We start from the raw sequence: 12,491 nt of genomic DNA on the forward strand, positions 1-12,491 counted from the left end.
CGCGATCTGGTCAGGCCTCGCTCCGCCAGCCACTCGGTGAGTGCCGGACCGTCCTGAAGGTCGGCATCGCAGTCACCGATTCCTCGGAGACCGGATTGGTGGTGCAGGGTCCAGCAGGCGATCAGCTCGCCCTCGACGCCGTGAACCGTGATCGTCGGCCAGCCGTTGCACAGGCACTGGTCGCCGGTGCCGCCGTCCACAATGCCCAGCACTTGGGCCAGGTCTGCGATCTGGGCCTTGGAGCACAGCGGTACAGCGGTTAACGCTAAGCCGGTGATCATAGGCATCTAGCACAGCCGATCGGCCTGGCGCCGGGGTTCGGTGGAAGATCGTTGGGCGGCTGCGTGCGTCGTTAGCGTCAGGTCCATGCCAGTGGAGTTCTTGACCGACGAGCAGGCGGCTTCGTACGGGAAGTTCAACGAGGAGCCGACCCGGCCGGAGCTGGAGAGGTTCTTCTTCCTCGACGACGAGGACCGCAAGCTGGTCGCGAAGCGGCGTGGTGATCACAACCGGCTCGGGTTCGCTCTCCAGATGTGCACCGTGCGCTATATCGGCCGGTTCCTCCCGGATGACCCGCTGGACGTTCCGTGGGCGGTGGTGGAGTACCTCGGGGAGCAGCTCGGCATCGAGGACGTCAGCCGCGTAAAGCAGTACACCGAGCGCAAGCCGACGGCGTACGAGCACGCGTGGGAGATCCGGGACGCGTACGAGTACCAGGAGTACGACGACGCGGAGTGGGGGCGGAAGTTCCGCACGTTCCTGCACGGCCGGGCGTGGACGCACGCCGAGGGGCCGGTGGCGCTGTTCAACCAGGCGGTGGGCTGGCTGCGCCGTCACCGGGTGTTGCTGCCGGGGGTGAGCGTGCTGGCCCGGAAGGTGTCGGAGGTGCGGGCGGTCGCGGAGAAGCGGCTGCACGCCACGGTCGCAAGGTCCGCGCACCGGGCGGACGCGACGCTGCCCGGGGACCTGGTGGCCACGCTGAAGACGCCGGAGGGCGCCCGGTTCTCGGAGCTGGAGCGGCTGCGCCGGCCGCCGACGCGGACGACGGGGTACGGCGTTCGCGCGGTCGTTGGAGCGGGTCGATGAGATCGGTGCGTTCGGTCTGGGCCGGGTGCGGCTCTCGCAGGTCCCGCCGAACCGGCTGGCCGCTCTGGCCCGCTACGGGTTGGGGTCGAAGGCGGCGAGCCTGGAGCGGGGGGAGGAGCCCAAGCGCACCGCGATGCTGACCGCGGTGATGCGGCACCTGGAGGCGAAGGCCATCGACGAGGCCCTGGACCTGTTCCAGGTGCTGATGGCGACCCGGCTGCTCAGTACGGCGAGGCGGGCGACGGAGAAGGATCGCCTGTCGACGTTGCCGCAGCTGGAGAAGGCGTCGAGGACGCTCGCGCGGGCGGCGAAGGTGCTGTTCGAGGAGCTGGAGCTGGTGGAGACGCACGGCGCCGACCTGGACGCGGCGGCGCTGTGGACGGCGGTCGAGGAGGTCGCCCCGCGGGAGACAGTGATGACCGCGGCCGCACTCGTGGTGTCCCTGGTGCCCGAGGACGAGGACTCGGCCGACGTCGCGATGCGGGCGGCGCTGACCACCCGCTACAACACGGTGCGCCCGTTCCTGGCGCTGCTGGGCGAGTCGAAGGCGCTGGCGGCGTCGACCGGCGGTGCGCGGGTGCTGGCCGGGGTGAAGGGGCTGCCCGCGCTGGCGCGGCGGCGGGTGAAGGACAAGCCGCTGCTGCCGCGCGAGGTGGACGAGAAGCTGGTGCCGCCGGCGTGGCGCAAGGCGGTGTACGCGAACGCCGAGTTGCCGCAGGGGTCGGTGGACCGGGACGCGTACGTGGTGTGCGTGCTGGAGCAGCTGCACCGGGCCCTGAACAACCGCAACGTGTTCGCCTCCCCTTCGCACCGGTGGTCCGATCCGCGCGCCCGGCTCCTGGACGGGGCGGCGTGGGAGACGGTGTGCGAGGACGTGCTGGCCGGGCTGAGCCTGGACATGCCCGTCACCGAGCACCTGGCCGAGCTGGTGCGGGCCCTGGACGCGGGCTGGAAGCAGATGGCCGAGCGCCTGGAGTCGGCGGGCAGGGACGCGAAGGTGTCGCTCGACGTCCTGCCGAACGGCCGGGTGAAGCTGAATGTGGAGAAGCTCGGCGCGCTCGGCGAGCCGAAGTCGCTGACCTGGCTGCGCAAGCGGGTCGAGAAGATGCTCCCGAAGATCGACCTGCCGGACCTGCTGTTCGAGGTCCACTCCTGGACCGGGTTCCTCGACGCCTTCGTCCACCTCGGGGACGGCACCACCCGCATGAAGGACCTGACCACCTCGGTGGTCGCGCTGCTGGTCTCCGAGGCGTGCAACATTGGTATGACGCCGGTCACCAACCCCGGCCACGAGGCCCTGACCCGCTCCCGCCTGGTCCACGTAGACCAGTTCTACCTGCGCTCCGACACGATCGCCGCGGCGAACGCGGCTCTGATCGAGGCCCAGTCCGAGGTGCCGATCGTGCAGTTCTGGGGGGACGGGCTGCTGGCCTCGGTCGACGGGCTGCGGTTCGTCGTCCCCGTCCGCACGATCAGCGCGGCGCCCTCCCCGAAGTACTTCGGGTTCAAGCGCGGCATCACCTGGCTCAACGCCGTCAACGACCAAGTCGCGGGCATCGGGCAGATGGTCGTTCCCGGTACGCCGCGCGACTCCCTGCACATCTTGGACGCGCTGCTGAACCTGGACGGCGGCGTGAAGCCGGAGATGGTGGCCACCGACAACGCGAGCTACAGCGACATCGTGTTCGGGATCTTCAAGATCCTGGGCTACAACTTCAGCCCCCGCTTCAAGGACCTGGACGACCAGCGGTTCTGGCGGGCGACGATGCCTGGGGTGGAAACGGGCACGTACGGGGTGCTGGAGCCGCTCGCCCGCAACCGCGTGAACCTGAAGAAGATCGAGACGTGGTGGCCGGACATGCTCCGGGTCGCCGGGTCCCTAGTCACCAACCAGGTCAGGGCGTACGACCTGCTGCGGATGTTCGGCCGCGAGGGCCACCCCACGCCGCTGGGGCAGGCGTTCGCCGAGTACGGGCGGATCGCCAAGACCGAGCACCTGCTGCGGATGGTCGACCCGGTCGACGACACCTACCGCCGGCAGATGAACCGCCAGCTCACCGTGCAGGAGTCCCGCCACAAGCTCGCCCGCGACGTGTGCCACGGCAAGCGCGGCACCATCCACCAGGCGTACCGCGACGGAATGGAGGACCAGCTCGGCGCGCTCGGCCTGGTCCTCAACGCCATCGTCCTCTGGACCACGAAGTACATCGACGCCGCCGTCACCCAGCTCCGCGCCGAGGGCCACGAGCTGCGGGACGAGGACATCGCCCGCCTTTCCCCGCTCAAGCACGCGAACCTCAACGTGCTCGGCCGCTACAGCTTCAACGCCTCCACCCCGGCCGCCGGCGCCCTGCGCCCGCTGCGCGACCCGGACGCGGCCGGGCTCGGGCTGGATGAGGACGACGAAGAGTAGACGGGACCTCGGCCTCTCCCCGGGAGCCGGACTGTAGATGATGGCGTGGTGACGAACATCAGCGACGCCCATGTGAAGGTCCACTTCCGGATGGAGATTGACGAGGACGGCTGGCCGCCCGCAAGCGTTGAGAGCCTCTGGGCAGTGGACCTCGGCGACGGAACAGTGCGTCTCGACAACACCCCATGGTTCGTCCGCGGCATCGCGAGCGGCGATGTCATCCGCGTGGACGTTGACGATGACGGCTTGCGCTGGGCCGGGGAGACCGTTCACCCCTCCGAGAACTGCACCGTCCGGTTGATCGTGCTGAAGGACGGTGGCTCTGAGGCGGCCCGGCAGACCGTGCTGGAGACCTTCCACCGGCTCGGTACCACCGGCGAGGGCATCGAGCAGTTCCGGATGGTCGCGCTCGACGTCCCTCCGGAAGCGGACATTCAGCGGATTCGCAAGCTGCTCGAACACGGCGAGGCGAAGGGTTGGTGGCACTGGGAGGAGGGATGTGTAACTGCCGCTTGGGAAGCCAGTGCAGACACGGAGAACGAGTGAGCACAGCGACAACGAAGGGTGCGAACTTGGGACCACTCTCACAAATGTTCCTTTCCCAGAACGCCAACGGCTCGGCAGCCGGGAAGCCGCCGCAGGGCCGGATCGGCTCGCACAACCCGTTCTCACTCAAAGGTGGGTTGCGCCCCGTTCTGAGAACTGCGTTGTGCGAGGATCCGGGGCCATGACGGACCCTCACCACCCCGACCCGGCCGACGCCGACGACGTCGAGCGCCACCCCTGCCCGCGGTGCGGCGCCGCGTCCGGATCACCCTGCCGTTCACGCGGCGGCGCGGTCGCCGGGACCTACCACACCGGCCGGTTCACCAAGGTGCCGCGCCTTGCCAAGCTCCTGCGGGTCCAGACACCCACCGACCGCGGGCCCGGCCAGCCCTGGCGGCCCGGCACCCCGCCGCCCGCCCCGCTCGACCCGGACACCCCAAGCGCGGACATCCGCATCGGCTACGCCCGCTGCTCCACCCTCGGCCAGGAACTCGACTCCCAGCTCGATGCCCTCACCGCGCACGGCATCCCCCGCGAGAAGGTGTTCAGCGAGAAGATCAGCACCCGCATCCGGGTCCGCCCCCAGTTCGAGGCCGCGCTCACCGCCGCCCGCGAGGTCAAGGCCCACGCCCCGCACTGCCGGGTCATCCTCACCGTCTACGAGATGAAGCGCCTCGGCCGCGACGCCGCCGAACTCACCGCGCTCGCCGACCACCTCACCGCCCACGGCCTGGTCCTGGAAATGCTCGCCGGTCCCTTGCCGGGGATGTACGACCCCAGCGGGCCCGGCCGGCTGCTGTTCGCGTTCTTCGCTGCGATGGCGGAGACCGAACGCGAGAACATCCGGGAGTCCACCCTCGAAGGGCTCGACACCGCGGCCCGCAAGGGCAAGCACGGCGGCCGGCCGCCCGTCATCACCGACGACATGCTCCACACCGTGCTCCGCCGCCGCGCGGCCGGCGAAACCGTCGAGCAGATCCAGCCCGACCTGTTCATCCCCACCGGCAAGCGCAAGGGCCACAGCCCCTCGGTGGCCAGCGTCTACCGGGCCCTCGCCGAGCACGCCAAACGCGAGGCGTACCCCGAAGCAGTCGCCCAGGCCCACGCCGACTTCGCCGCCAGCCGGACCGCGGCGGTCCCCGAGCCCCGCCCCGCTACTCCTGACCGAGCGTCGCTCTGATTACAGAGAGCTACTTGTCACTTCGCGGCAGCTTCGGGAGGGCAGGGCCCGGACCAGCGGGGCCTGGGCGAGTCGGCGGCTACAGACCCGCCCGGTTCAGTAGCCACTCCATGTGCTCGCCCGGAAGGAACGGGGAGGCGCCAGCGGCTTCTGCAACGCGCTCCGAGGAGTCAGCGAGGAGACGTAGCAGGGCTTGGAGCGGGAGGTTGCGGTGGGGCGCGACCGCGCAGCGGACGCGGTCTTCGGGGTCGGCGGCCAGCTTCTCGGCAAGTTCCGGGGGCAGATCCGGATCGCGGGGTGCGAAGGACCGGAGCCGGGGCTCAGGGTCGGTGGCGAAGCGGCGCAGGGATGTCGGCGGGAACGTCAGGACCTCCTTCGTGTCCCACCAGAACGTGAACTTGTCCCGCCGGGGCCGGTAGCGGCGCTCGATGCTCTCGGCGGTCGCGAGATCGACCAGGTGCGGGGCGGTGTGCGCCATGGTGAGGCGGACCATCTCCTCATCGTCGTCGAGCAGTCGCGCCACCGCGCTGGCGGGAAGGGCCTTGCTGGCGGCTGCGGAGACTCGGAAGCTGACGTAGGGCGAGTCGATGTGCGGCAGTGGATCGGCCGTCACCCAGGGCAGCCGCAAGATCCGCAGTTCCGTGGATGCGAACTTGTTCTGGAACCAGTGCAGGACCGTTTCGTCGTCCGCGTCAGGGCCCGGATCAGCCGCCGAGCGCGACAGTTCGTGGACCGAGGCGTGGATCTGTGCCCGCACGTCCTCGGGCGTGTCAGGCCGGGCGAAGACCTTCACCCGGACGTCCAAGGCCGGATCGACCGCAAGGGCCTCGCGAGCCAACGGTGGCAGGTCGGGATGCCGGGCGAGCTCAGCGCGAACCTCGCTGTCCGGATCTGTGGCGAGCCGCTGGAGGGTGTCCGCGTCGAGAACGGCGTGAATGACCGCGCCCGCCCGAGTCACGGGGTCAGCCAACAGCGCCGGGAGTAGGTCCGAGGGGGGTATCGGATGCGGCAGGCGCGCGTAGTACGTTGAACACGCCGCAGCCCGGACCTTGGCCTCGGGATCGGTCAACAGGATGCGGCGAACCGCCTCCGGTGCTTGTGGCCAGTGCTTCGCCAGCGCGGCGCGGATCGCGGAGTCGGGGTCGGCGGCAAGGCGGGACCGGAGGTCGGACGGTGTGTGTTGGCTCTGGGCCAGGTACTCACGGACCCGTGGATCGGTGTCGTTGATGAGCTGTTCCAGCACCTCCCTCGGTGCGGTCGCGGCGTGGACGACGAGTGCGGCCCGCACCGCCCCGTCCCGATGGGCGGCCAGTCGGATGCGGAACAGGTCCGGCAGCCGGTCGTTGAGCACCAGGCTGTGCAGGAGCCAGCGGTCGTCGATCGCGACGATCTCGGCGATCATGTCCTCGGTAAGGTCCGGACGCTTCGCCACCTTCCCCATGCTCCGCCGCCATGCGAATAGTCGCCGGACCATAGGAGCTGGCAGGGCTGGGTTCACCGCCAACCCGTCAATCACCTTGTCGAGGTGAACCGGAGTCAGATCGTCAGCATCCATGCAGCCAGCATCCCAGGCGGGCTTCCATGCGAAGCCACCAGGGACCGGTCCCGCTGCTGACCTGTCGCCGGCGTCATCGTCAGCCCGGAAGGAAGATGCGCTCGGCGTCCGGGTCGCCGACGGACAACCGAGCCAGAGTGGCATCCCCAGGTCATCGCCGCGTCCAAGGGCAACCACGGCGGACGCCCGAAGGTCATCGACGACGACATGCTCACCTTCGCCGTCGCGCTCAAGGACAAGGGCGTCCCCGTCCCCGAGATCGCAAAGAAGTTGACCATCAAGGTCGGGAAGAACGCGGGCAAGTCTCCGTCGGTCGCCTCGCTGTACCGGGCGCTCGCGGAAGCCGAGGAAGCCGCGGCTGACGACGGCCTGCCGCTGCGGCCCAAGCCCGTACGCATCCGCCGGCCCGAGGACCCGCTCACCCCCGAAGAGATCGACCTCCGCGAACGGCTCCAGGCCCAGCCCCACCCGATCGCCGAGCTGCGGTAGTCCCGCCCACGACCTGCACCGATCCCGTGATCACCGGCTTAGCGTTAACCGCTGTACCGCTGCACCCCAAGGGCGGTACAGGCCGGTGATCGACTCCTGCCCTGACTCGTGACGTCCGATGGCGCTGAGACCAGGGTGCCCAGGAAGTAGGTGGCGGGTTCTCTGCCGGGACGGCGTGACGGGTTCGGTAACGGATCTCGGCGCCCTGGCCTTCGGGGACCCTGCGACCGGATGGAACACACATCGATATCGACGGGAACTCTTCTCCGAGCGCGATTGCTGCCCGCCCCCGTACGCACGAGCAGGCCCGTGGGCGCATGTCCGAAAGTGTGCGACGGGTGTCGTTCCAGACGCTCGTCGGCGGATGCTGTCGGCGTCAGGATGTCCATAAGGGATCACAGCGGTGCAACCTCGGATCAGCCGGGTGCAGGGAGCAGGGAGCAACTCATGGGGTTTGGCCGACAGGTGGCGGTGTTCGGCGCGTACGGGCACACCGGACGGTTCGTCGTGGCGGAGCTTCTCAGGCGCGGGTACGTCCCCGTGCTCTCCGGCCGTGACGCCGACAAGCTGAAGGCGCTGGCGCACGAGGCCGGCCTGGACACCCATGTGGCGTCGCCGGCGACCCGGCCTCACTCGACCGCGCCCTGGCAGGTACGTCTGCCGTGATCAACTGCGCCGGGCCTTTCGCGTCCACCACGGCCTCCGTCGTCGAGGCCGCCTTGCGGGCCCGGATCCCGTATCTCGACGTCGCGGCCGAGATCGAGGCCAACCTCGACACCTTCGCGCACTTCGCCGACCGGGCGCGCGAAGCAGGAGCCCTCATCGTCCCGGCGATGGCCTTCTTCGGCGGTCTGGGCGACCTGCTGGCCACAGCGGCCATGGGCGACTGGACCGGGGCCGACTCGGCGCACGTCGCCTACGGACTGAGCCACTGGCACCCCACCGCCGGCACCCGCCTGTCCGGCGCGGTCTCCCGGGAGCGGCGCGGCGACCACCGCCTCCGCTACACCGGCGGCCAGTGGGAGCACCGCACCGACGCCCCGCCCACCCTGCAGTGGTCCTTCCCCGAGCCTATGGGATCACGCCAGGTGATCGGGGAGTTCACCATGGCCGACGTGGTGACCATCCCCAGCCATCTGTCCATCCCGGACGTCACCACGTACATGACTGCCGAGGCGGCCCGCGACGTCGTATCGCCCGACACGCCCGCGCCGGCCGCGGCCGACGAGAGCGGCAGGTCCGACCAGACCTTCCTCATCGACGCCGTCGTGCGAGCGGGCGGCACCGAACGACGCGCCGTCGCACGCGGGCAGGACATCTACGCCGTCACCGCGCCCCTCGTCGTGGAAGCCCTCGACCGCGTCCTCGACGGTCGCACCCTCGCGATCGGCGTCGCCTCGGCGGGCCAGATGTTCGACGCCCCCGACTTCCTGCGCGCCCTGTCTCCGCACATCTCCCTGGAACTGCATCCCTAAAGGGCCGTCGTACCGGACCGCCCGTGACAGCCACTGCCCGAAGGAACCCCGCCATGCCGTACTTCGAGTCCGCCACCGACCGCACCCGCCTCCACTTCGTCGACTACGGCCCCCCGGGCGGACCCGTCATCGTCTTCGTCAACGGCTCGTACTTCGGTACCGAGATGTGGGAGCACCAGATGCTGCCGCTTGCGGCCGAAGGCTTCCGGTGCGTGGGCTTCGACCGCAGGGGGCACGGCAGGTCCGAGGACGTCTGGGGCGGTTTCGACCTCGACACGCTTGCCGGGGACCTGGGCTCGCTGCTCGACCACCTGGACCTGCGCGACGTCACCTTGGCCGGGCATTCGATCGGCGCGGTCGAGGTGGTCCGCTACCTGACCCTGCGCGGGACCGACCGGGTGGCGCGCGTTGCCCTCGTCGGCGGAATCGCCCCGGGGCCGGCCCGCAGCACGGACCACCCGGAAGGACTGGACCCGGAGCTGATCCGCGGATTCAACGAGACCTTCCGCCAGGACCGGGCAAAGTTCTTCGCCGACGGCGCCAACGCGTTCTTCGCCCGCCACCTGCCCGGCCCGCCGGTGTCGGACGCGTACGTGGCCTACATGGTGGACCGCTGCCACGGGGCAACGGCGCGCGCTGCCAACGCCCTGGGAGACATGCTGCCCTCCCTGAACCTCGTCCCGGAGCTGGTGAAGACCGACTGCCCGGCCCTCGTCATCCACGGATCGGACGACGCCTCCGCCCCCCTGGCCCTCACGGGCCGCCGCGCGGCGGACCTGATCCCGGGGGCAGAGCTGCACGTGTACGAGTACGCGGGTCACGGACTGTTCGCGACCCACGCGGACCGCCTCAACGACGACCTGCGCGCCTTCGCCCGCGCCTGACGGTTGAACCCACGACGTCCGGGAGTACGTGGGCTTCCACCCCGCCTTGCCACCGAGGCGCTCACCTGGACGCTGTTTGCCGAAGGACCGCCACCCAGACACCCCGAACCAAGGGAGTTCCACCCCCATGACCGTCCAGCCCATCCGTGCCGCCCTGACCTTCGACGGTCGCACCCTGTCCTATCTGGACTTCGGTGGTAACGGCCGGCCCCTGCTGGCACTGCACGGCCACCTCTCCGAAGGGGCGTCCTTCACCGACCTGGCGTCCGCGCTCGGCCCCGAGTGGCGGGTGATCGCCCCTGACCAGCGGGGCCACGGGGACTCGGACCGGGCCCCCGACTACACTCGCGCCGGCTACGTCGCCGACCTCCTCGCCCTCCTCGACCACCTCGGCATCGACCAGGCGGTCTTCCTGGGCCACTCCCTCGGCGCGTTCAACGCCGTCCACCTGGCCGCCGAACGCCCCGACCTGGCCAAGGCCCTGATCACCGTCGACACCGCCGTCGACCTCCCCGACCACGGCACCAGCCCCCTCGCCTTCGTCCTCGACTTCCCCTACACCGCCGGCACCCGCGAGGAACTGACCGCAGCGTGCGGACCAGTCGCCGCCCTTCTCGGCCCCGTGCTGCGTCCGCTGCCCGGAGGCGCCGGCTGGCGGCTGCCGTTCCACCCGCAGGACACCGTCGACTCCGAGAACCTCGTCCACGGCGACCACTGGAAACAGTGGCTCGCGACCGACTGCCCCGCGCTCCTCATCCACGGACTACGCAGCCAGGTCCTGCTTGCCGAACAGGCCCATGCGATGTGCTCCAGGCGCCCCGGCACGATCTACCGCCCGCTGGACACCGACCACTTCGTCCAGCAGGCCGACCCCGAGGGCTTCGCCACCACGGTCCGGGAGTTCCTCGCGGTTATCTGAACCACCCTCATCACCTGCTGGGCCCGAGCCGGCAGAGATCTCCCGGCTCGTACCGCCTCACGACACACAGATAGGGGCCGAGCCGCCCGGCCTGCTCGGCGTGGCTGCTCCCCTTCCCCAGAGCCGATGGCTGCGGCCGGCGCCCGTGCATGGGCCATCGCCGGCATGCACCGGCCTGGTGGCAGAGCACACCGCGTGCAGCACCCCGCGCCGCGACCGGCGGGGCCGTCGGCCGCGGCGTACCGGCAGAGGGCCGCACGCCACCGCCGCCGGGCGCGCACCACAGGCCGTTGTCAACCTGCCACATTCCACTCAAACCATCCATGACATCCCGTCACCTCGACCGGATTCCGACAGAGAAGGCACCCATGCGCGTCACTCGAAAGCCCCTCTACCGAACCCTCCTGGCACTGCTCACCGCCGTAGGGATCACCTCGCTGGCCCCGCTCACCACGGCATCAGCTTTTTCCAGCGCCAATTTCGTCATGCAGAACCAAGCCAGCGGCATGTGCCTGGACGTACCCGGTGGCAGCGGCGTGTGGGGCACCCAGCTCATCCAGTGGCCCTGCAACGGCGGCGACAACCAGAAGTTCTCCTGGGACTACGTCGGCGTCCGACCCGTGCTGCGCAACAAGGCCACCGGACTGTGCGTCGAGGTTCCCGGGTGGTCCACCGCCAACGGCACCGCCGTCACCCAATGGGGCTGCAGCGCCGACGACAACCAGCGCTGGTTCCTGAGCGGCCCTCAGAATTCAGTCTTCCACAATCAGGCCAGCCAGAAGTGCCTGGAGGTTGCCGACTGGCGTACTGACGCAGGGGCACCGGTACGGCAATGGGACTGCCACAGCGGCGCCAGCCAGCAGTGGGTCCACACCAACGTCGGCTGACAGGGCGCAAGGGCGGGGCATCCGGCTCCGCCAGGCTCGGCAGGCTGGGTGCGGCGCGCTCCGCTAGGCGCCCGCTCCGCTAGGCGCCGCAGAGGCGCATGACGGAGAGAGCGCGGCCGGATAGAAGGTTGCGCCCAATACTCCAGCTGTCGTTCGTGATGATCCGTGGGACAGAGTGGGGGCAGGACTACGTACGAGACGATGCCGTTCCCTCTTGAGACCGAGCGGCTGATACTGCGACCGTGGGCCGAGTCGAACGCCGCTGAGTTCTGAGCCCTCCTCTCCGAACGAGGCAAGGGCACCCCCACGGTTGAACACCTCCGGACGGCCATCGCGGAGCTGCTCACCGCGAACCGGAAACTTCGCGTACTTCACCGACAGCGCCCATCGCCCCCGCAGTGCCGCGTCGATGCGCGGTGCTGCTCGAGGTGCAGGCGCGGTGACAGCAAGGGCGGGAGACTGCCGGGCATGGATGCGGACTCGGTGGCGGTGGAGTTGTACGGGCTGCGGCCGTCGGAGTTCACGGCGGCCCGGGACGCGTACGTGGCCAAGGCCCGCAAGGCGGGAGACAAGCCGCTCGCCGCCGCGATCGGCGCGTTGCCGCCGCGACCGGCTCAGGAGGCCCGGCCCGCCGGATCCACGACGGAGCGCGTCCGGCCCCGGAACCGGATGCCGACGGGCGGGCAGGGGAGGTGCGCCGCGAGCGTGTGAAGGCAGCACGGACGGAGTTGGCCGAGGCCAGGGCGGAGGCGGCGCGGGCGGAGGCGGCGGCCCGGCGCGCCAAGGGCGATGCACCCCCGCCGCTCCAGCTTCTTGCGGACCGGCAGGGGTGCATCGACCGTGTTCCAGCGCGGGGCCGGCTTCTCCAGCGATGGCATCAGGAGTCTGTTCGAGCCGCACGTTCCGCGATCGGCTGGGATGCGGCGTCTGGCGGAACCTCCGTCTGCACGTCAAACGCGCGACGTGGGTGCGAAGCGGTGGCTCATTCGATGTAGGAGTCGGGGGCGATGTACCAGCGAAGCCACTTCCAGGCGTTCGGTCCCGGCAAGTCCTGGTT

Annotated in this window: 9 protein-coding genes and 3 pseudogenes; 10 read left to right on the plus strand and 2 right to left on the minus strand. The window is 70.0% G+C overall.

Features of this window, described 5'->3' with window-relative positions; translation table 11 throughout:
- A partial coding sequence (locus ACWGDE_RS28225) for a hypothetical protein (RefSeq protein ID WP_453391850.1) occupies positions 1-287 on the minus strand: 287 nt, incomplete at its 3' end.
- Positions 288-366: 79 nt separating this feature from the next.
- Here ACWGDE_RS28225 and ACWGDE_RS28230 point away from each other — a divergent pair.
- The 3 genes and pseudogenes from ACWGDE_RS28230 to ACWGDE_RS28240 all read left to right on the plus strand — a co-directional run bounded on the left by ACWGDE_RS28230 (position 367) and on the right by ACWGDE_RS28240 (position 5,225).
- Positions 367-3,499: pseudogene (locus ACWGDE_RS28230) on the plus strand (Tn3 family transposase).
- 48 nt (positions 3,500-3,547) lie between these two features.
- Positions 3,548-4,045 (plus strand): DUF4265 domain-containing protein, encoded by a 498-nt coding sequence (locus ACWGDE_RS28235; protein WP_453391851.1) that lies wholly within the window; start codon positions 3,548-3,550, stop codon positions 4,043-4,045.
- Between the two features lie 181 nt (positions 4,046-4,226).
- Entirely contained in the window at positions 4,227-5,225 is a 999-nt protein-coding gene (locus ACWGDE_RS28240) for a recombinase family protein (RefSeq protein WP_453391852.1), read from the plus strand.
- 79 nt (positions 5,226-5,304) lie between these two features.
- Here the strand turns inward: ACWGDE_RS28240 and ACWGDE_RS28245 are convergent, their stop codons facing one another.
- The gene (locus tag ACWGDE_RS28245; RefSeq protein ID WP_453391853.1) at positions 5,305-6,780 is read right to left on the minus strand and encodes a hypothetical protein; all 1,476 of its coding nucleotides are present in this window, start codon (positions 6,778-6,780) and stop codon (positions 5,305-5,307) included.
- A 207-nt stretch (positions 6,781-6,987) separates the two neighbouring features.
- Here ACWGDE_RS28245 and ACWGDE_RS28250 point away from each other — a divergent pair, with 207 nt between their 5' ends.
- The 7 genes and pseudogenes from ACWGDE_RS28250 to ACWGDE_RS28280 all read left to right on the plus strand — a co-directional run bounded on the left by ACWGDE_RS28250 (position 6,988) and on the right by ACWGDE_RS28280 (position 12,145).
- Complete coding sequence (locus tag ACWGDE_RS28250; protein WP_399544801.1) at positions 6,988-7,269, plus strand: hypothetical protein; 282 nt, start codon at positions 6,988-6,990, stop codon at positions 7,267-7,269.
- A gap of 447 nt (positions 7,270-7,716) precedes the next feature.
- A pseudogene (locus tag ACWGDE_RS28255) lies at positions 7,717-8,744 on the plus strand (saccharopine dehydrogenase family protein).
- 53 nt (positions 8,745-8,797) lie between these two features.
- Complete coding sequence (locus ACWGDE_RS28260; RefSeq protein ID WP_453391854.1) at positions 8,798-9,628, plus strand: alpha/beta fold hydrolase; 831 nt, start codon at positions 8,798-8,800, stop codon at positions 9,626-9,628.
- Between the two features lie 127 nt (positions 9,629-9,755).
- Positions 9,756-10,547, plus strand: a complete 792-nt coding sequence (locus ACWGDE_RS28265) for an alpha/beta fold hydrolase (protein WP_453391855.1) — start codon at positions 9,756-9,758, stop codon at positions 10,545-10,547.
- Positions 10,548-10,915: 368 nt separating this feature from the next.
- Positions 10,916-11,434, plus strand: a complete 519-nt coding sequence (locus ACWGDE_RS28270; protein WP_453391856.1) for an RICIN domain-containing protein — start codon at positions 10,916-10,918, stop codon at positions 11,432-11,434.
- Between the two features lie 201 nt (positions 11,435-11,635).
- A pseudogene (locus tag ACWGDE_RS28275) lies at positions 11,636-11,785 on the plus strand (GNAT family N-acetyltransferase); the annotation flags it as partial.
- 117 nt (positions 11,786-11,902) lie between these two features.
- Positions 11,903-12,145 carry a hypothetical protein gene (locus tag ACWGDE_RS28280; RefSeq protein WP_453391857.1) on the plus strand — a complete coding sequence of 81 codons (243 nt, stop codon included), beginning with the start codon at positions 11,903-11,905 and terminating at the stop codon, positions 12,143-12,145.
- Positions 12,146-12,491 lie beyond the last annotated feature (346 nt).

Source organism: Streptomyces sp. NPDC054956, assembly GCF_053609185.1.

What these genes read in the sequence shown, in the direction of transcription:
- ACWGDE_RS28240 (WP_453391852.1), top strand. Translation starts at nt 4,227, where the DNA reads ATGACGGACCCTCACCACCCCGACCCGGCCGACGCCGACGACGTCGAG.
- ACWGDE_RS28245 (WP_453391853.1), bottom strand. Translation starts at nt 6,780, where the DNA reads ATGGATGCTGACGATCTGACTCCGGTTCACCTCGACAAGGTGATTGAC.
- ACWGDE_RS28250 (WP_399544801.1), top strand. Translation starts at nt 6,988, where the DNA reads ATGCTCACCTTCGCCGTCGCGCTCAAGGACAAGGGCGTCCCCGTCCCC.
- ACWGDE_RS28260 (WP_453391854.1), top strand. Translation starts at nt 8,798, where the DNA reads ATGCCGTACTTCGAGTCCGCCACCGACCGCACCCGCCTCCACTTCGTC.
- ACWGDE_RS28265 (WP_453391855.1), top strand. Translation starts at nt 9,756, where the DNA reads ATGACCGTCCAGCCCATCCGTGCCGCCCTGACCTTCGACGGTCGCACC.
- ACWGDE_RS28270 (WP_453391856.1), top strand. Translation starts at nt 10,916, where the DNA reads ATGCGCGTCACTCGAAAGCCCCTCTACCGAACCCTCCTGGCACTGCTC.
- ACWGDE_RS28280 (WP_453391857.1), top strand. Translation starts at nt 11,903, where the DNA reads ATGGATGCGGACTCGGTGGCGGTGGAGTTGTACGGGCTGCGGCCGTCG.